23 protein-coding genes are annotated in these 18,808 nt (G+C 58.4%); all 23 read left to right on the top strand.

Annotated elements, in window-relative coordinates:
- The first annotated feature begins 134 nt into the window (after positions 1 to 134).
- The 23 genes from ACR0JG_RS14840 (at position 135) to nuoH (ending at position 18,808) form a co-directional block, all read left to right on the top strand.
- Positions 135 to 1,661: an AMP-binding protein gene (locus tag ACR0JG_RS14840; protein WP_480570724.1), complete on the top strand. Its 1,527-nt coding sequence runs from the start codon at positions 135 to 137 to the stop codon at positions 1,659 to 1,661.
- Entirely contained in the window at positions 1,658 to 2,122 is a 465-nt protein-coding gene (locus ACR0JG_RS14835) for a lysozyme inhibitor LprI family protein (protein WP_170424125.1), read from the top strand. Before ACR0JG_RS14840 ends, ACR0JG_RS14835 begins: the two co-directional genes overlap by 4 nt.
- Positions 2,119 to 3,726: a carboxyl transferase domain-containing protein gene (locus ACR0JG_RS14830; RefSeq protein ID WP_480570721.1), complete on the top strand. Its 1,608-nt coding sequence runs from the start codon at positions 2,119 to 2,121 to the stop codon at positions 3,724 to 3,726. Before ACR0JG_RS14835 ends, ACR0JG_RS14830 begins: the two co-directional genes overlap by 4 nt.
- A gap of 1 nt (position 3,727) precedes the next feature.
- The gene (locus ACR0JG_RS14825) at positions 3,728 to 4,153 is read left to right on the top strand and encodes an ASCH domain-containing protein (RefSeq protein WP_480570718.1); all 426 of its coding nucleotides are present in this window, start codon (positions 3,728 to 3,730) and stop codon (positions 4,151 to 4,153) included.
- A gap of 3 nt (positions 4,154 to 4,156) precedes the next feature.
- Entirely contained in the window at positions 4,157 to 6,085 is a 1,929-nt protein-coding gene (locus ACR0JG_RS14820) for an acetyl/propionyl/methylcrotonyl-CoA carboxylase subunit alpha (RefSeq protein ID WP_480570715.1), read from the top strand.
- Between the two features lie 79 nt (positions 6,086 to 6,164).
- Positions 6,165 to 7,019, top strand: coding sequence for a hydroxymethylglutaryl-CoA lyase (locus ACR0JG_RS14815; protein WP_170397063.1), 855 nt, complete (start codon positions 6,165 to 6,167; stop codon positions 7,017 to 7,019).
- Between the two features lie 3 nt (positions 7,020 to 7,022).
- Positions 7,023 to 7,805 (top strand): crotonase/enoyl-CoA hydratase family protein, encoded by a 783-nt coding sequence (locus ACR0JG_RS14810; protein WP_480570712.1) that lies wholly within the window; start codon positions 7,023 to 7,025, stop codon positions 7,803 to 7,805.
- Positions 7,806 to 7,987: 182 nt separating this feature from the next.
- Positions 7,988 to 8,353 carry an NADH-quinone oxidoreductase subunit A gene (locus ACR0JG_RS14805; RefSeq protein ID WP_010442778.1) on the top strand — a complete coding sequence of 122 codons (366 nt, stop codon included), beginning with the start codon at positions 7,988 to 7,990 and terminating at the stop codon, positions 8,351 to 8,353.
- Positions 8,344 to 8,877: a NuoB/complex I 20 kDa subunit family protein gene (locus tag ACR0JG_RS14800; RefSeq protein WP_010442777.1), complete on the top strand. Its 534-nt coding sequence runs from the start codon at positions 8,344 to 8,346 to the stop codon at positions 8,875 to 8,877. The genes ACR0JG_RS14805 and ACR0JG_RS14800 overlap by 10 nt, the downstream gene beginning before the upstream one ends.
- Before the next feature lie 12 nt (positions 8,878 to 8,889).
- Positions 8,890 to 9,492 carry an NADH-quinone oxidoreductase subunit C gene (locus ACR0JG_RS14795; protein WP_170511208.1) on the top strand — a complete coding sequence of 201 codons (603 nt, stop codon included), beginning with the start codon at positions 8,890 to 8,892 and terminating at the stop codon, positions 9,490 to 9,492.
- 3 nt (positions 9,493 to 9,495) lie between these two features.
- Positions 9,496 to 9,669 carry a hypothetical protein gene (locus ACR0JG_RS14790; protein WP_170397057.1) on the top strand — a complete coding sequence of 58 codons (174 nt, stop codon included), beginning with the start codon at positions 9,496 to 9,498 and terminating at the stop codon, positions 9,667 to 9,669.
- Positions 9,669 to 9,794 carry a hypothetical protein gene (locus tag ACR0JG_RS14785; RefSeq protein ID WP_480570709.1) on the top strand — a complete coding sequence of 42 codons (126 nt, stop codon included), beginning with the start codon at positions 9,669 to 9,671 and terminating at the stop codon, positions 9,792 to 9,794. Before ACR0JG_RS14790 ends, ACR0JG_RS14785 begins: the two co-directional genes overlap by 1 nt.
- On the top strand, positions 9,794 to 11,017 hold the full coding sequence (locus ACR0JG_RS14780; protein ID WP_480570706.1) for an NADH-quinone oxidoreductase subunit D: 1,224 nt from the start codon (positions 9,794 to 9,796) through the stop codon (positions 11,015 to 11,017). The genes ACR0JG_RS14785 and ACR0JG_RS14780 overlap by 1 nt, the downstream gene beginning before the upstream one ends.
- A complete protein-coding gene (gene nuoE, locus ACR0JG_RS14775; RefSeq protein WP_480570703.1) occupies positions 11,017 to 12,117 on the top strand; it encodes an NADH-quinone oxidoreductase subunit NuoE in 1,101 nt (366 codons plus the stop codon). Before ACR0JG_RS14780 ends, nuoE begins: the two co-directional genes overlap by 1 nt.
- A 30-nt stretch (positions 12,118 to 12,147) precedes the next feature.
- Positions 12,148 to 12,375, top strand: coding sequence for a DUF5337 domain-containing protein (locus ACR0JG_RS14770; RefSeq protein WP_480570700.1), 228 nt, complete (start codon positions 12,148 to 12,150; stop codon positions 12,373 to 12,375).
- 7 nt (positions 12,376 to 12,382) lie between these two features.
- Positions 12,383 to 13,681, top strand: coding sequence for an NADH-quinone oxidoreductase subunit NuoF (gene nuoF / locus ACR0JG_RS14765; protein ID WP_480570697.1), 1,299 nt, complete (start codon positions 12,383 to 12,385; stop codon positions 13,679 to 13,681).
- 5 nt (positions 13,682 to 13,686) lie between these two features.
- On the top strand, positions 13,687 to 14,103 hold the full coding sequence (locus tag ACR0JG_RS14760) for an MAPEG family protein (protein ID WP_170424105.1): 417 nt from the start codon (positions 13,687 to 13,689) through the stop codon (positions 14,101 to 14,103).
- A complete protein-coding gene (locus ACR0JG_RS14755) occupies positions 14,100 to 14,603 on the top strand; it encodes a DUF3291 domain-containing protein (protein WP_480570694.1) in 504 nt (167 codons plus the stop codon). The genes ACR0JG_RS14760 and ACR0JG_RS14755 overlap by 4 nt, the downstream gene beginning before the upstream one ends.
- Before the next feature lie 76 nt (positions 14,604 to 14,679).
- Positions 14,680 to 15,039 (top strand): hypothetical protein, encoded by a 360-nt coding sequence (locus ACR0JG_RS14750; protein ID WP_170403988.1) that lies wholly within the window; start codon positions 14,680 to 14,682, stop codon positions 15,037 to 15,039.
- 98 nt (positions 15,040 to 15,137) lie between these two features.
- Positions 15,138 to 15,542: a DUF5333 domain-containing protein gene (locus ACR0JG_RS14745; protein WP_480570691.1), complete on the top strand. Its 405-nt coding sequence runs from the start codon at positions 15,138 to 15,140 to the stop codon at positions 15,540 to 15,542.
- A gap of 2 nt (positions 15,543 to 15,544) precedes the next feature.
- Positions 15,545 to 17,566, top strand: coding sequence for an NADH-quinone oxidoreductase subunit NuoG (nuoG, locus tag ACR0JG_RS14740; RefSeq protein WP_480570688.1), 2,022 nt, complete (start codon positions 15,545 to 15,547; stop codon positions 17,564 to 17,566).
- Positions 17,563 to 17,778, top strand: coding sequence for a hypothetical protein (locus ACR0JG_RS14735; RefSeq protein ID WP_170424099.1), 216 nt, complete (start codon positions 17,563 to 17,565; stop codon positions 17,776 to 17,778). The genes nuoG and ACR0JG_RS14735 overlap by 4 nt, the downstream gene beginning before the upstream one ends.
- Positions 17,771 to 18,808 (top strand): NADH-quinone oxidoreductase subunit NuoH, encoded by a 1,038-nt coding sequence (gene nuoH, locus ACR0JG_RS14730; protein WP_039534288.1) that lies wholly within the window; start codon positions 17,771 to 17,773, stop codon positions 18,806 to 18,808. The genes ACR0JG_RS14735 and nuoH overlap by 8 nt, the downstream gene beginning before the upstream one ends.

The following is an 18,808-nucleotide window of genomic DNA, read 5'->3' as shown; positions in this document are numbered from 1 at the left end:
TCGTGCCTTTGCTTGCGTTGATGCTGATGTTTTGGATGCCGCGGCGCAGAAATGCTCTGATCTGCATCAAACTCCGGAAATTGCTGAATCGGGGAGGCTAGCTGCAACCGCTAATGAAATAAGGGAAAATCAGCATGCATCCCGCTGAGAGCATACCGGGTTTGCGCGGCGACCAAAGCTGGGCGATGCCTGATCGGCTGAACATGGCGCAGCAATGCCTGTCGCAACAATCCGATCGGGTTGCTTTGCTGGACCTGACCCGGGGCGATCCGAGCGTGGTAACATTTGGCGAACTGGAGTTTATGGTTGATGGCATCGCTCGCGCGTTGATAGCTCGGGTCCAGCCAGGGGACCGGGTTGGCGTCTTGCTCAGCCAGTCGCCGTGGTGTGCCGCCGCGCATCTGGCGATCTGGAAGATCGGCGCGATTTCGGTGCCGTTGTTCAAGCTGTTCAAACACGATGCGCTGGCATCGCGCGTCAGAGATGCAGGTGCGCGGATCGTATTGACCGATGCGGAAGGGTCTGCGTTACTGGGTGAATTGGCCCAACCGCTTTTGGTTGATGAGATTAGGCAGGAAGGGCAACCGGTGCCCTTTGCTGATACCGGCCCCGAGGATCCGGCAGTCCTAATCTACACGTCCGGCACTACTGGCAGCCCCAAGGGTGCGCTGCATGGTCATCGTGTGCTGCTGGGCCACCTGCCGGGCGTCTCGATCAGCCACAACCACCTGCGTGAAGGGGATTGCCTGTGGACGCCAGCAGACTGGGCGTGGATCGGCGGCTTGTTCGACGTTCTGATGCCCGGGCTTGCGCTGGGCGTTCCGGTGGTCGCCACGCGGTTGGACAAATTCACCCCACAGGCCTGCGCCGATGTGATCGCGCGGGCCGGGGTGCGGAACGTCTTCTTTCCGCCGACGGCTTTACGGATGCTCAAAGCTGCGGATCAGTCGATACCGGGATTGCGGTCGGTGGCGTCTGGGGGCGAGCCTTTGGGCGCTGAGATGTTGGCTTGGGGCCAGCAGGCGTTTGGTCTGACGATCAACGAGTTTTATGGCCAGACCGAGTGTAACATGGTCGTATCCTCCTGCGCCGAGGACTTTCCCGTGCAACCCGGCTGTATCGGTAAACCGGTGCCTGGTCATGAGGTGGCGGTAATTGACGATCACGGCCTACCGACGACGGAGGAAGGCGATGTTGCCATCCGGCGCGGTTCGGCCTCAATGCTGCTGGAATACTGGAATAATCCGCAAGCAACGGCTGAGAAATTCCGAGGTGATTGGCTGATCACCGGTGACCGTGGCGTGTGGGTGGGCGATTATCTGCGCTTTGTCGGTCGGGATGATGACGTGATTACCTCGGCAGGTTACCGGATTGGCCCGGCTGAGATCGAGGATTGCCTGCTGACCCATCCGTCAGTGGCAACGGTGGGCGTGGTCGGCAAGCCCGATGAGCTGCGGACCGAGATCGTGAAGGCCTATGTGGTATTGAAGCCGGGGGCTGAGGCGTCGGGCGCTGAGTTGCAGGACTGGGTTAAGGACCGTTTGGCGCAGTATTCCTATCCGCGTGAGGTGTCGTTTCTGGAAGAGTTGCCGATGACGGTGACGGGAAAGGTGATCCGGAAGGAATTGAAGGCGCGGGCTGCAGGGGAGGCAATTACATGATGCGAATTGCACTTGCTGCGATGCTAGTACCATCGCTTGTTTCCGCTCAGGGCGCTTGGGTAGACCAGTCGTATATTCAACAATGTTTTTCTCAGACGCAGCAGGGCGATAGCATGTCATCATGTCTCGGCGCAGCTGCCAATGCCTGCCAAACGATACCGGGAAATGAAACAACCCTTGGCATCACCGAGTGTATTCAAGCCGAAACCCAAATTTGGGATTCATATCTAAACGAACAGTATAAACTGCGTAGAGCAGAACTGGCTGAACAAAGTCCCGAACTTTCGGACCAGTTGCGAGATGCTCAACGCGCATGGATCGGGTTTCGGGATGCTGAATGTGCTCTGGCCTACGGCATATGGTCTGATGGAACGATACGTTCGATTGTTGCCGCAAATTGCCTGCTGACCGAAACCGCTGAACGCGCTGTGGAATTGCGCGACTTGGGGAAGATGGAATGAAAATAAAATCCAAAGCCACACCGACCTCTGAGGGGTTTAAGGCGAACCGAGCCGCACATCTGGATGCGCTGGCACATATTGCGGATGCCGCCGAAGCGGCCCGCATGGGTGGCGGTGAAAAATCGCGGGCGCGGCATGAATCGCGGGGCAAGATGCTGCCGCGTCGTCGGGTGGCGAACCTGCTCGATCCGGGTTCTCCGTTCTTGGAAATCGGCGCGACGGCGGCGCATGGGATGTATGGTGACGCAGCACCCTGTGCCGGGGTGATCGCGGGCATTGGTCGGGTGCAGGGGCGCGAGGTCATGGTGGTGTGCAACGACGCCACCGTGAAGGGCGGCACGTATTATCCGATGACGGTCAAGAAACACCTCCGCGCGCAGGAGATTGCCGAGGAAAACCATCTGCCCTGTATCTATCTGGTCGACAGCGGTGGCGCGAACCTTCCCAATCAGGATGAGGTCTTCCCGGATCGCGACCACTTTGGTCGCATCTTCTATAACCAAGCGCGGATGAGCGCGAAGGGGATTGCTCAGATCGCGGTGGTGATGGGGTCCTGTACGGCGGGTGGGGCCTATGTGCCCGCGATGTCGGATGTGACCATTATCGTGCGCGATCAGGGGACGATCTTTCTGGCCGGACCGCCTTTGGTCAAGGCCGCGACGGGGGAGGTTGTGACAGCCGAAGATCTGGGTGGCGGCGATGTGCATACGCGCCTGTCCGGCGTGGCGGATTATCTGGCCGAGGACGATGCGCATGCGTTGGCCCTGGCACGGCGGGCCGTCGGGTCGTTGGGGGGTGCCGGGCTGAAGCCTGGCCTACAGTTCGAAACACCGGAAGAGCCTGCCTATGATCCCGAGGAAATTTTGGGCGTAGTTCCGGCCGATCTGCGCACGCCCTATGACATCCGCGAGGTGATTGCGCGGCTGGTCGATGGCTCGCGCTTCGATGAGTTCAAGCCGCGTTTTGGAGAAACTCTGGTGACCGGATTCGCCCATGTCAAAGGTTGCCCGGTTGGGATCATTGCCAACAATGGCGTGCTGTTCTCCGAGGCCGCGCAGAAGGGTGCGCATTTTGTCGAGCTGTGTTCGCAGCGCAAAACCCCGCTGGTCTTCCTGCAGAACATCACCGGCTTCATGGTTGGTCGGAAATATGAAAACGAAGGCATCGCGCGGCACGGGGCCAAGATGGTGACGGCGGTGGCGACGACGAGCGTTCCAAAGATCACAATGCTTGTCGGAGGGTCCTTCGGAGCTGGAAACTACGGCATGGCAGGACGCGCCTATCAGCCTCGGTTCCTGTGGACTTGGCCGAATTCGCGTATCTCAGTGATGGGGGGCGAGCAAGCTGCAGGTGTCCTAGCGACTGTCAAACGCGACGGGCTCGAACGACAGGGCGGCACATGGTCGGCTGAGGAAGAAGCTGAATTCAAGCGCCCGACGCTGGACATGTTCGAGGAGCAGTCACACCCGCTTTACGCTTCGGCCCGGCTCTGGGATGACGGCATCATCGACCCCCGCAAAAGCCGTGACGTGCTGGCCCTATCGCTGAGCGCCGCACTTAACGCCCCGATCGAGGAGACACGTTTCGGCGTGTTCAGGATGTAAGATGAGCGTTTCATTGAATGAAGTAATGGCCCGCTACCCGGGCGCGCAGACCTTCAAGTTTGGAGACAGCGCATCGCTAAACGCCGAGCTGCTGGCGCTGGTAAGATCAGGCCGAAAAACGGCAACATGTGGTGCTTTGCGAGACTACCCCGAAGGCAGTGCAGATACTCCGGTCGTTGGGCGTCAGGATATTGCGCTGGAATGGGATGATCGCCCCGCTTTGGTGATCGAAACGGTCGAGGTCTCGACCTGCCGATATTGCGATGTGACCGAAGACTTTGCGTTGGCCGAGGGTGAGAATGAAACGCTTGAGGGATGGCGCGAGGATCATCGCCGGTATTTCGAACGCAATGGCGGGTTCGATCCCAAGATGGAATTGCTGTGCGAACGCTTCCGCCTTGTCGAAGATCTGGCGGTTAAGGGGTAAGCTATGTTTAACAAAATCCTGATTGCCAACCGCGGCGAGATCGCCTGCCGGGTCATGGAAACTGCTCAGAAGATGGGCGTATCTTGTGTGGCTGTGTATTCGGATGCTGATGCATCGGCCAAGCATGCGCAGATGGCGGATGAAGCGGTGCATATTGGTGGCGCGGCCCCAGCCGAAAGCTATCTGAAGGGTGATGTGATCATTCAAGCGGCGCTGGATACAGGAGCGCAGGCGATCCATCCTGGTTATGGGTTCTTGTCCGAAAACCCGGATTTTGTGGATGCAGTCGAGGCTGCAGGTCTGACCTTCATCGGGCCATCGGCGGACGCGATCCGCAAGATGGGCCTTAAGGATGCGGCCAAGGTGTTGATGGAGGACGCAGGAGTTCCCGTCGTCCCCGGCTATCATGGCGACAATCAGGACCCCGAACATCTGGCTGGCGCGGCAGACACAATCGGGTATCCCATTTTGATCAAGGCCGTTGCAGGTGGTGGTGGCAAGGGGATGCGGCTGGTCGAGGCGCCCGAGGAGTTCTCGGCTGCATTGGACAGCGCGCGCGGTGAGGCAAAGACGGCGTTCGGTAATGATGCTGTACTTGTCGAGAAATTCGTCGCCAAGCCCCGCCATATCGAGGTGCAGGTGTTCGGCGATGGCACCCATGCGGTGCATCTGTTTGAACGCGACTGCTCGTTGCAGCGGCGACATCAGAAAGTGATCGAAGAGGCCCCAGCCCCTGGAATGACTGCCGAGATGCGTGAGGCGATGGGGCAGGCGGGCGTGCGCGCGGCTGAGGCGATTGGATACAAAGGTGCAGGGACGGTTGAGTTCATCGTCGATGCCTCGGACGGGCTGCGCCCGGATCGGTTCTGGTTCATGGAGATGAACACGCGCCTGCAAGTCGAGCACCCGGTGACCGAGGCCATTACCGGCGTTGATCTGGTCGAATGGCAGTTGCGCGTAGCAGCGGGTGAAAGCCTGCCGAAGCGGCAGGGCGATTTGTCGATCCGCGGACATTCCTTTGAGGCGAGGCTTTATGCCGAAGATGTACCCAAGGGCTTCCTGCCCGCGACCGGTACGCTGACTCATCTGCGCTTCCCGGAAGGCTGCCGTGCCGACAGTGGCGTGCGCGGCGGGGATGCGATCAGCCCATGGTACGACCCTATGATCGCCAAGGTCGTGGTGCATGGCCCGACACGCGCGGTCGCTTTGGAAAATCTCCACCGGACCTTGCGCCAGACCGAGGTCGCCGGGACTGTCACAAATCTCGCCTTCCTTGGTGCTCTGACGCGGCACAGCGGGTTTGCGTCGGGCGACGTGGATACCGGGCTGATCGGGCGCGATCTTGAGGCTCTGGTAGAGGTCGCTGATTCAGGTCATGCGTCAACGGTGGCTGCGGCGATGACGGCGCTGGGCCTGATAGAGACTGCCTCTGAGACAGGCTTCACCCTTTGGGGGGCATTGCACCGGGCTGTGCAGCTAATGCGCGACGGAGAGGTCATTGATTTGGACGTGCAGGTTGAAAACCCGCATCGGCAGGTTTGGACTGTTAACGGCGCGCAGGTGATTGCGCAGCGAAATGGCGGTTGGATTATTGACGGAAAGCCAATGCCCAACGTCGCCATCGCAGGATCTCAGGTCACCGTGTTCGACGACTACGGGCAGGTGTTTGACGTTATCGATCCTCTGGATCGCGATGCAAGTGCGGCGGGCGACACCAACGTGATCGAGGCGCCGATGCCCGGTTTGGTCAAGGCCGTCTTTGCCGCAGCAGGGCAAGCGGTGAAAGAGGGCGACCGGCTGGCCATTCTGGAAGCCATGAAGATGGAGCATTCTTTGTTGGCCGCCCGAGATGGGGTGGTCGCGGAAGTGCTGGCCGAGGCGGGGGCACAGGTCGAGGCCGGTGCAGCGTTGGTTCGGTTGGCCGAGGATTGATCTGTTCGGCCCGCGGATTGCGTGGCAAAGTCGGGCCATCCGCAATTGAAACGATAAGAAACCGGGAAGGGATGCGCTGATGAAAGAACGGGTCGAAATATTCGAGGTCGGGCCACGCGACGGCCTGCAGAACGAACAGCGCGAGATCCCGGTGGCCGAGAAGGTCGCCTTGGTCGATTGCCTCAGCCGGGCCGGTTTCAACCGGATCGAAGTTGCCAGTTTTGTCTCACCGAAATGGGTCCCGCAAATGGCGGGCAGCGGTGAAGTTATGGCTGGAATCACACGGACCGAAGGCGTGCGGTACGCTGCGCTGACGCCGAATATGCGCGGGTATGAGGACGCGTTGGCAGCCAAGGCAGATGAGATCGCGGTGTTTGCTTCGGCGTCCGAGGGATTCTCGAAAGCGAACATAAACGCGACGATTGCCGAATCCATCGAACGGTTTGTGCCCATTCTCGAAGCGGCACGACATATTGATCTGCCCGTCCGGGGCTATGTCTCGTGCGTGACCGACTGTCCCTATGACGGCCCGACCCCACCCGAGAAGGTGGCCGAGGTGGCGGACGCGCTGTTTGCCCATGGCTGCTATGAGATTTCGCTGGGGGACACAATTGGGCAGGGAACGCCGGACAAGATTGCTCATATGCTGCTGGCCGTGCGCGAACGAGTGCCGGTTACCCGGCTTGCAGGACATTTTCATGATACCAACGGGCGGGCAATCGACAACATAGACGCTTCGCTTGCCTTGGGTGTGCGGGTATTTGATACCGCCGTGGGCGGGCTGGGTGGTTGCCCTTATGCGCCGGGCGCGGCCGGTAATGTCGCAACCGAAGCCGTGACCGCACATCTGGAACGGTTGGGATATGAGACCGGTCTGGATGTACCGGTTCTGGAACAGGCGGCGCGCATGGCGCGGGCAATGCGGGCGGAATAAGATATGTTCGAGACCATTACGCTGAACACAGACGCGCGTGGCGTGGCTACTCTGACGCTGGATCGACCCGAGAAGCACAACGCACTGTCGGCGCAGATGATTGCAGAACTAACCAAGGCCGCTGGGCAATTGGCAAATGATGATGCGGTGCGGGTGGTGGTTCTGGCCGCCGCGGGCAAGAGCTTTTGCGCCGGGGGTGATCTGGGTTGGATGCAGGCGCAGATGGCTGCCGATCCCGAGACGCGTTTTGCCGAAGCGCGCAAGCTGGCTGAGATGCTGAATGCCTTAAATATGCTGCCCAAACCCTTGATCGGCGCGTTGCAGGGAAACGCGTTTGGAGGAGGTGTCGGGATGGCTTCGGTCTGCGATGTGGCGATCGGTGTGGAAAGCCTGAAGATGGGTCTGACCGAAACGCGGCTTGGCCTGATCCCGGCGACGATTGGACCCTATGTCATTGCCCGAATGGGCGAAGCACGGTCGCGGCGCGTCTTTATGTCTGCCCGCCTGTTCGAAGCGGCGGAAGCGGTCGAACTGGGCCTGTTGACCCGCGCGGTGCCCGCTGTGGCGTTGGCCGAGGCGGTCGACGCTGAAGTGCTTCCCTATCTGTCCTGTGCACCCGGTGCGGTGTCTTCGGCCAAGCAGCTGATCCAGTCACTTGGGCCGCGAATTGATGACGCGGTGATTGACCACACGATTCGACAGCTTGTCGCGCGTTGGGAAACTGATGAGGCGCAAGAGGGAATCGGCGCCTTTTTCGACAAACGAAAACCTGCATGGATTAGTTAGGTTTAGCCGATCACTTTGTTCCAGAAGTACTCTCCGCAATAGCCCGCTGGATGATTGTAACAATGCCGACCTGCGCGTTTCTGTTCGGTTGACCCTCTGACCCCACAGGGATAGAGAATGTCCAGTCAAATCGCCAATTGACGGCGCACCCTTTCGGGACTTGCGCAGGAAAGGAGCTATACGTGGAAGACCTGCTGCGGGAGTACCTCCCGATTCTGGTGTTTCTGGCCGTTGCCGTAGGCCTTGGAATCGTACTGATTCTGGCTGCTGTGGTCCTGGCTGTCCGCAATCCCGACCCCGAAAAGGTCAGCGCCTATGAATGTGGCTTCAACGCATTCGACGATGCGCGGATGAAGTTTGATGTCCGATTCTATCTGGTCGCGATTCTCTTCATTATCTTTGATCTGGAAATCGCCTTCCTGTTCCCCTGGGCCGTTGGCTTCAAAGACATCAGCGATGTTGGGTTCTGGTCGATGATGGTGTTTCTGGCGGTGCTGACCATCGGCTTTGCCTATGAATGGAAGAAAGGGGCCCTGGAATGGGAGTGATGACGGGCGCAAACACCGCCGGCGTCGACAAGGAAGTCGCCACCCAGGCCCTGAACGCAGAACTGCAGGACAAGGGATTTCTGCTGACCTCGACCGAGGACATCATCAACTGGGCGCGGACCGGATCCTTGCACTGGATGACCTTTGGTCTGGCCTGCTGCGCGGTAGAGATGATGCACACCTCGATGCCACGGTATGACGCGGAACGGTTCGGCATCGCGCCTCGTGCGTCTCCGCGCCAGTCTGATGTGATGATCGTCGCTGGAACGCTGACCAACAAGATGGCTCCGGCGCTGCGCAAGGTTTATGACCAGATGCCCGAGCCGCGCTATGTGATCTCGATGGGGTCCTGCGCGAATGGTGGTGGGTACTATCACTATTCCTATTCGGTCGTTCGTGGCTGTGACCGGGTTGTTCCGGTGGACATCTACGTGCCCGGCTGCCCTCCAACCGCTGAGGCGTTGTTGTATGGATTGATGCAGTTGCAACGCAAAATCCGCCGCACCGGCACGATTGTACGCTAAGGGAGAGGGCAGATGAGCGAAGCACTCAAAGAACTCGGCGCTCAGTTGGAGCTGAAACGTGCAGATTGCGTTCTGGCCTGGGATGTGACCCATGGCGAGCTGAACGTCGATGTGGCTCCTTCGAATCTGGTGGAATTCATTGAGTTTCTCAAAAGTGAGCGGACCTGCCAGTTCTCGACCCTGGTTGACATCACCGGCGTCGACTACCCCGAACGGGCCAAGCGGTTCGATGTGGTCTACCACTTCCTGTCAATGTATCAGAACCAGCGCATTCGCTTGCGAGTCTCGATCCGAGAAGATGACATGGTGCCTTCAATCGTGGACGTGCACCCCTCTGCCAATTGGTTCGAGCGCGAGGTGTTCGACATGTTCGGCATCCTGTTCTCGGGTCATCCAGACTTGCGACGCATCCTTACGGATTATGGTTTCCGCGGCTATCCGCTGCGCAAGGATTTCCCGACCACTGGCTATACTGAAGTCCGCTATGACGAAGCGCAAAAGCGCGTGGTCTACGAACCGGTCTCATTGGTTCAGGAATACCGTCAATTTGATTTCATGTCCCCGTGGGAAGGTGCGAACTACATTCTTCCGGGGGATGAAAAACAGGAGTCGTAAGTCATGGAGTTCCTGATCTGGATTGCCGTCACGGTTGCCACGATTATCCCGATGCTGAAACTGCTACCGCATTTCGGGATCGAGAAATACTGGGTCGTAGCCTGCGTCATCCCGATTGGAACGCTGATCCTGATTTGGATCATGGCCATGAAACTGCAAGAGATGGAGCGCCGCTGATGGGTCTGGGGGAACTGATTGCGTTTGGGGCGCTTGGGGTTCTGCTGGCTGGGGCCGCTGCCAAGGCAGCTGAGGCGGAAAAGGTCCGGGTACGGGCCGAAGCGAAGAAGAAACGAGGGCGTTGATGGACGGCTCAAGATACGATGACGGCAGCACGGACGCGCTGAGCGGAGAACAGAAGATCCGCAACTTCAACATTAACTTCGGCCCGCAACACCCTGCGGCGCACGGAGTTCTGCGACTTGTACTTGAGCTGGACGGCGAGATCGTCGAACGTTGCGACCCGCATATCGGCCTATTGCACCGTGGTACCGAAAAGCTGATGGAAAGTCGGACGTATCTGCAGAATCTGCCGTATTTCGACCGTCTTGATTACGTGGCACCGATGAACCAGGAACATGCCTGGTGTCTGGCCATCGAAAAACTGACCGGTGTTGAAGTACCGCGTCGCGGCTCTTTGATCCGCGTTTTGTATTCCGAGATCGGTCGTATTCTTAACCACCTGCTGAACGTGACCACTCAAGCCATGGACGTTGGCGCGCTGACCCCGCCTCTGTGGGGTTTTGAAGAGCGTGAAAAGCTGATGGTGTTCTATGAGCGTGCCTGTGGTGCCCGCCTGCACGCCGCCTATTTCCGCCCCGGAGGCGTGCATCAGGACCTGCCGCCGGAACTGCTGGACGATATCGAGGCTTGGAGCCACGAGTTTCCCGCCGTTCTCGATGACATTGACGGCCTGTTGACCGAAAACCGCATCTTCAAACAGCGCAATGCCGATATTGGTGTCGTGACCGAGGATGACATTCAGAAATACGGCTTCTCGGGCGTAATGGTGCGCGGATCGGGGCTGGCATGGGACCTGCGCCGCGCGCAGCCCTATGAATGCTATGACGAGTTCGAGTTCCAGATTCCAGTCGGAAAGAACGGCGATTGCTATGACCGCTATCTGGTGCGCATGGAAGAGATGCGCCAGTCGCTGCTGATCATCCGTCAGGCCATCGCCAAAATCCGCGACTGTCCCGGAGACGTTCTGGCGCGCGGAAAGATCACCCCGCCGAAACGTTCGGACATGAAGAACTCGATGGAAAGTCTGATCCATCACTTCAAGCTCTACACCGAAGGCTTCCACGTCCCCGCAGGCGAGGTCTATGCCGCTGTCGAAGCCCCCAAGGGCGAGTTCGGCGTATATCTGGTCGCCGACGGCACTAACAAACCCTACCGCGCCAAACTCCGCGCGCCGGGGTTCCTGCACTTGCAAGCCATGGACCACGTCGCCGGAGGCCACCAACTGGCCGACGTCGCCGCGATTATCGGCACCATGGACGTCGTATTTGGAGAGATTGACCGCTAATGCTCCGCCGTCTTCACGCCGAACAACCCGAAAGCTTCGCCTTCACCGCTGCTAACCAGCAATGGGCCGAAGCGCAAATAACCAAATATCCCGAGGGGCGTCAGGCCAGTGCGGTCATCCCGCTGCTGTGGCGCGCGCAGGAGCAGGAGGGATGGCTGAGCCGTCCGGCGATCGAATCCGTCGCCGACATGCTTGGTATGGCCTATATCCGCGTTCTTGAGGTTGCCTCGTTCTACTTCATGTTCCAACTGCAGCCGGTTGGTTCGGTTGCGCATATTCAGGTCTGTGGCACTACGTCCTGCATGATTTGCGGGGCCGAGGACCTGATTGCGGTTTGCAAGGAAAAGATCGCTGCAAAGCCGCATGAACTGTCTGCTGATGGCAAGCTGAGCTGGGAAGAGGTGGAATGCCTCGGATCTTGCACCAATGCCCCGATGGCGCAGATCGGTAAGGATTATTACGAAGATCTGACGACCGAGAGCTTTGGCAAGATTCTCGATGATCTGGTGGCGGGCAAAGTGCCGACTCCGGGTCCTCAGAACGGGCGCTATGCGGCGGAACCCCTCAAAGGGCTGACAAGCCTGACAGAATATGACAGCGGCAGAACGCAGTATAACGCCAGCGTCCAGCTAGCGAGCGATCTGGGTGATACCGTCAAGCGCATCGACGGGACCGAGGTTCCGATCCTGACCCCGTGGTTGGGCAAGGATGGCAAAGCAGCAGCGACCAAAGCCGCGCCGAAGCCACCCAAAGCGCCGACCCCCGCGAAACCTGCTGTGAAACAGGCCGCAGAAGCGAAAGCAGCGAAAGAGGATCAGCCGGAAACGCTGAAAGAAGCGCGGGGTGGCAAGCCGGATGATCTCAAGATGCTCAAGGGCGTTGGTCCGAAGCTGGAAGAAACCCTGAACGGGCTGGGCTTTTATCATTATGACCAGATCGCTGCATGGACGCCTGAGCAGGTGGCCTGGGTCGATGCACGGCTGAAATTCAAAGGCCGGATCGAGCGGGACGGGTGGATCGAACAAGCCGCGAAACTGGCTGCAGGTGAAGAAACCGAGTTTGCCAAACGTGCCAAAGAAGACGGCACTTACGAAGATTAAACGAGTGCCCGCCTAGGGCATCAGGACAAGATGGATACGGACAAGGAACTGGCCATAGCCCGCAAGGGCCGACATATCGGCATCGTCATCGCCGTGACGATGGTGATTTGGCTGGCCATGAATTTGTTCATCGGCCCGGCGCTGGGCTTGACCGCGCGCTATGCGCTGCTGTTTGATTTTGCCGCTTTGGCAGGATTCATCTATGCGGGCGTCAACATATTTCAACTCTGGCGCATGCGTCAGGACAGCCAAAGGTAACTGAGCGATGCTGAAGGATCAGGACAGGATCTTTACCAACATCTACGGGATGCACGAGCGCACTTTGAAAGGCGCGCAGGCCCGGGGGCATTGGGACGGCACCGCTGGCCTGATCGAGAAAGGCCGCGACTGGATCATCCAGACGATGAAGGATTCAGGTCTGCGCGGCCGTGGTGGTGCGGGTTTCCCGACCGGTCTGAAATGGTCTTTCATGCCCAAGGAAAGCGATGGTCGCCCGGCTTATCTGGTGGTGAACGCGGATGAATCCGAACCCGGGACGTGCAAAGACCGCGAGATTATGCGTCATGATCCGCACACGCTGATCGAGGGGTGCCTGATCGCGTCTTTCGCGATGAATGCGCATACTTGCTACATTTACCTGCGCGGCGAATACATCCGCGAGCGCGAGGCGCTGCAAGTCGCGATTGATGAGGCCTATGACGCTGGTCTTCTTGGAAAGAACGCTGCTGGCTCGGGCTGGGATTTCGATCTGTTCCTGCATCACGGCGCTGGGGCTTATATCTGCGGCGAGGAAACTGCTCTGATCGAAAGCCTTGAGGGCAAGAAGGGTATGCCGCGCATGAAGCCTCCGTTTCCGGCAGGTGCGGGTCTTTATGGTTGCCCGACCACGGTGAACAATGTGGAATCGATTGCCGTTGTGCCCACGATTCTGCGGCGTGGTGCCGACTGGTTCGCAGGCTTTGGCCGTCAGAACAACGCGGGCACCAAGCTGTTTGCGATCTCGGGCCATGTGAACAACCCCTGTGTCGTCGAAGAGGCGATGTCGATCTCCTTCGAAGAGCTGATTGAAACCCATTGCGGCGGCATTCGTGGCGGCTGGGACAATCTGCTGGCGGTAATACCCGGCGGGTCTTCGGTGCCATGCGTGCGCGGTGAGAACATGCGCGACGCGATCATGGATTTTGACTATCTGCGCGGAGAACTGGGCTCGGGTCTGGGCACGGCAGCAGTCATCGTGATGGACAGGTCCACCGACATCATCAAGGCAATCTGGCGGTTGTCGAAGTTCTACAAGCACGAAAGTTGCGGCCAGTGTACGCCATGTCGTGAAGGCACTGGTTGGATGATGCGCGTGATGGATCGTCTTGTACGCGGTGAAGCCGAACTGGAAGAGATCGACATGCTGTTTGACGTCACCAAACAGGTTGAAGGCCACACGATCTGCGCCCTTGGCGATGCGGCGGCCTGGCCGATCCAAGGTCTGATCCGCAATTTCCGAGAAGAAATAGAGGACCGCATCAAGGCCCAGAAATCGGGCCGCATGGGTGCGATGGCAGCGGAGTAAAATCGATGGAAGTCTATGCCGAATATTCCCACGCGATCGCCGCTTTGGTGATCTTTACCCTGATCGTTCTGTTCATGTCGCCGTTCTCGGCGCTTGCAAAGGCGGGTAAGGGGCTGGCTCCGGGGGCCACTCCGGATCAGGATTATTCGGACAGGGCCTATCGTTTGAACCGCGCTTATCTGAACGGCACAGAAACACTGCCTGCCTTTTTGACTGTTACAGTCGCGGCGATCCTGTTGGGGGCCAGCCCGTTCTGGGTGAACCTGCTGGCCTCAGTAGCGCTGCTGGCGCGGGTTGTCATGTTGGTGATCCACCTGCGCGGGATCGGCAAGCCGCATAGCGGGGTCCGGTCTGTTGCTTATGTGGTTGGATGGGCCTGCATGTTCATTCTTGGCCTTATTGCTTTGGTGGCCGCGTTTTGATCCAGCCCGAAGGATATCATCTGGCCGAGTTGAATGTCGGCCGTTTGTTGGCGTCAACAGACGATCCGCGTGTGGCTGAATTCATGGCCAACCTGGATCGCGTCAACGGGCTTGGCAAGCGGATGTCCGGCTTTGTCTGGATGATGGAAGGCTCGGGCGAGCCGGGAACAGGCAACACCGAAAACAGCATCGGGGACGACCCGCAATTCGTCGCGAACCTGACGGTTTGGGAAGACGCCGCCAGCCTTGAGAAATTTGTTTGGGGGACTATCCACAAACAGTTCTACGAGCGTCGGCAAGAGTGGTTCGAAATCCTTGGCGAACAACATTTTGTCATGTGGTGGGTGCGGGAAGGGCATTGCCCCAGTTTGGCCGAAGCGTTGGATCGTCTGGAAAAGCTGCGCTCGGAAGGACCCAGCGAGCATGCCTTTGGGTGGGCAGAATTGAAACAGGCCAGCAAGTGGCGCGACAATCGTTGCGTACAGGTCGCGGCGGAGTGAACGGGATGTTGATTCATACGCTTTCTCCTGCGCATCAGCGGATGCCACAAGCGCCAGCCACGAAACAGGAGTGGTTATGATGGCGAAACGCGTATTCGTAATGACAATGGTATTGGTGGGAAGCTTACTTGTATCTGCCTGCGGTACAGCGAAATCGAGGGCGACCCGCGTGGCGTTTGACGGCATTTTCTTCAACGCCAACGCTAAACACGTGGATAAGAAGACGACACCTACCGATTTCACTGTGACTGTGAATGGCGTTTCGCAGTCATTGGAAGGCGCACGCGAAGCAGGCCGTTATGAGGGCACAAAATTCTGCATCCAGAATTTTGGATCGTCCAGAATTGTATGGAAGGTTGGGCCGGAGACCGAGCCGCAAAATCTACGGATCGAAAACGATAAGCTGACATATGCCGGAAGCTGTCAGCGACCATGAGCCACCGTATCGCATATCACGGCAAAACCCATGGGCTGTTATTGCATAGCAGCCCAGCTGACCGCCGTCTTGGGAATCCCAAGACGAAAGGAAATGTCATGACTGTTGTACGACTTCTGGCCGCGATTTGCGCGATTTCGATGCCTGTAATGGCCGAAGCCAAACCACCCTTGAGGGATGTCAAAGAGATCGACAACGAACTCTACTACATCGCGATCGCAAATGAGATTTCGGAGTACTGTCCGTCGATCAGCGGGCGTCGACTTAAGGCGATTGGGGTGATGTGGGATCTGCGGTCCAAGGCGAACAAACTGGGATATTCGGATAAGGAAATTCGCGCCTATGTGGACTCGGATGCCGAGAAAGACAGGATGCGTGCCAAGGGTGAGGCGTATCTGACCCAAAACGGCGTGTCTTATGAAAATCCCAATTCTTTCTGCACGTTAGGGCGGAAAGAGATTGAAAGAAACAGCGCCATCGGCGTGTATTTGAAGGCGAACTAGCGATGTCTGACCTCCGCAAAGTCAATATCGACGGGCAGGAAATCGAAGTCGATGGCGCGATGACACTGATCCAGGCCTGCGAGCAGGCCGGGGTCGAAGTGCCGCGCTTTTGCTATCACGAGCGTCTGTCGATTGCCGGGAACTGCCGGATGTGTCTGGTCGAGGTCGTGGGCGGCCCGCCGAAACCAGCGGCCTCCTGCGCGATGCAGGTGCGCGATCTGCGTCCGGGTCCCGAAGGGCAGGCACCGGTGGTCAAGACGAACTCGCCCATGGTCAAGAAGGCCCGCGAAGGGGTGATGGAGTTTCTGCTGATCAACCACCCGCTGGATTGCCCGATCTGCGATCAGGGCGGTGAGTGTGACCTGCAGGATCAAACCATGGCCTATGGTCTGTCAGGGACGCGCTTCAAAGAAGCCAAGCGGGCAGTGGATGATCTGGATCTGGGTCCGTTGGTTGGTACTGCTATGACGCGCTGCATTAGCTGCACCCGCTGTGTGCGCTTCACCACCGAGGTTGCCGGGATCACTCAGATGGGCCAGACCGGGCGTGGCGAAGATGCCGAGATCACCTCGTACTTGAACCAGACGCTGGACTCGAACCTGCAGGGCAACATCATTGATCTTTGCCCGGTTGGGGCGCTGACCTCGAAGCCTTATGCCTTCACCGCCCGTCCTTGGGAACTGACCAAGACCGAGAGCATCGATGTGATGGATGCTCTGGGTTCGAACATCCGCGTGGATACCAAGGGGCGCGAAGTGATGCGCTTCCTGCCGCGCAACCATGATGGCGTGAACGAAGAATGGATCAGTGATAAGACCCGCTTTGTCTGGGACGGGTTGCGGCGCCAACGGCTGGACAAACCGTATGTGCGTGAGAACGGCAAGCTGCGACCAGCCACTTGGCCCGAGGCATTGACCAAAGCCGCTGAGGCACTGAAAGGGGCTGAGAAGCCAGCCGGAATTGTCGGTGATCTGGCTCCAGTTGAGGCCACATTCGCACTGAAACAGATGATCGAAGGGCAGGCTGGCATCGTCGAATGCCGCACCGATGGGGCAAAACTGCCCGCTGGAAATCGCGGTGCTTATGTCGGGACAGCAGCCATCGAAGATATCGACACGGCTGAGCGTATCTTGCTGATCGGAACCAACCCGCGTGAAGAGGCCCCGGTTCTGAACGCACGCATCCGCAAGGCGTGGGCGCATGGGGCTGAGGTGGCTCTGGTTGGGCCTGCTGTCGACCTGACTTACGACTATCAGCATATGGGTGATGACCGTGCCACGCTGCAAAAAGCGGTCGATATGGGCGGCGATGATGAGATCAAGAGTAAGCCTTCGTTGGTCATCGTTGGTCAGGGTGCGCTGCAAGAGGCAGACGGTGCTGCCGTTCTGGCCGCCGCGCAAAGCATTGCGGCGAATACCGAAAGTGGCCTGATTGTTCTGCACACCGCCGCCGCGCGCGTCGGTGCGATGGACGTAGATGCCACGAATGAAGGTGGCATGGACGCAATCAGCGCGGCAGATGTGATCTATAACCTTGGCGCCGATGAGGTTGAAATCGGCGAAGGCGCGTTTGTGATCTATCAAGGCAGCCACGGTGATCGGGGCGCGCACCGCGCCGATGTGATCCTGCCGGGCGCGGCTTATACCGAGGAAAACGGGCTTTTCGTGAACACCGAAGGGCGTCCTCAACTCGCCATGCGCGCAGGCTTTGCACCGGGAGAGGCCAAGGAAAACTGGGCAATCCTAAGGGCGTTGTCTGCCGAGCTGGGGGCTACTCTGCCCTACGATACATTGGCTCAATTGCGAACCTCCTTGCTCGAATCTGTTCCGCATCTGGCGCGCATTGATGAGGTGATTGAGAATGAAGCAGCGGCGCTACAAGCCGGAAAATTGGGTGAAGCCAGCTTCCGCAATGCAATCAAGGATTTCTACCTGACCAACCCGATTGCCCGCGCCTCGCAATTGATGGCCGAACTATCGGCACAGGCGCAGACCCGCAAGACTGAGAAGATTGCGGCTGAATGAACCAGAAACGTTTCATATCGCAGACGTACGCGGTGCCCGGGTGGCAGATAGCCGCGCCGGATTTGCGTGTGAAATTGAAGATTAAGGGTGGCGTACAGACGGCAGATGCTGTTTACACCAACGCGCCGACCCAGCCGCAGATTGCGCAGGCATCTGGCCTTTGCATCGCACGCGGAAACCAAAATACCCACGGTGTGAGGACCAATGGCTGACTTCTTTAACACCCCAGGCGGAATAGCCATCATCATTCTGGCGCAAGTGCTTGCTGTTGTTGCGTTCGTGATGATCTCGCTGTTGTTCCTCGTTTACGGCGACCGCAAGATCTGGGCCGCCGTCCAGATGCGTCGCGGCCCCAACGTTGTCGGCGTATACGGCCTGCTGCAATCGGTGGCGGACGCACTGAAATATGTGGTGAAAGAGGTCGTCATTCCCGCAGGTGCCGACCGTACGGTGTTTATCCTCGCACCATTGACCAGTTTTGTCCTCGCGATGATCGCCTGGGCGGTGATCCCGTTCAACGATGGCTGGGTCCTGTCGGACATCAACGTCGCCATCCTCTATGTCTTCGCAGTCTCCTCGCTTGAGGTTTATGGCGTGATTATGGGTGGTTGGGCGTCGAACTCAAAGTATCCATTCCTTGGGTCGCTGCGCTCTGCCGCGCAGATGATTTCATACGAGGTATCCATCGGTCTGATCATCATCGGCATCATCATCTCGACCGGTTCGATGAACTTTGGTGATATCGTCCGCGCACAGGATGGCTCGTTCGGGTTCTTCAGCTGGTACTGGCTGCCGCATTTCCCGATGGTGTTCCTGTTTTTCATCTCGGCATTGGCTGAAACCAACCGTCCACCCTTCGATCTGCCCGAGGCGGAATCGGAACTGGTTGCAGGCTATCAGGTCGAATACTCGGCCACGCCTTTCCTGCTTTTCATGGCTGGTGAATACATCGCCATCTTCCTGATGTGTGCTCTGACCACACTGCTGTTCTTTGGCGGCTGGCTGTCCCCGATCCCAGGCCTGCCTGACGGCGTATTGTGGATGGTTGCCAAGATGGCGTTCTTCTTCTTCATCTTCGCGATGGTCAAGGCGATCACACCCCGCTACCGCTATGACCAGTTGATGCGCCTGGGTTGGAAAGTGTTCTTGCCGTTCAGCCTCGTCTGGGTCGTCTTCGTGGCCTTCGCGGCGAAATTCGACTGGTTCTGGGGCGCGTTTGCCCGTTGGAGCGTAGGAGGCTGA

It is taken from the genome of Ruegeria sp. AD5 (assembly GCF_056542345.1).
The sequence above is the reverse complement of the archived record's forward strand: the minus strand, read 5'-3'. Positions and strand labels throughout refer to the sequence as shown.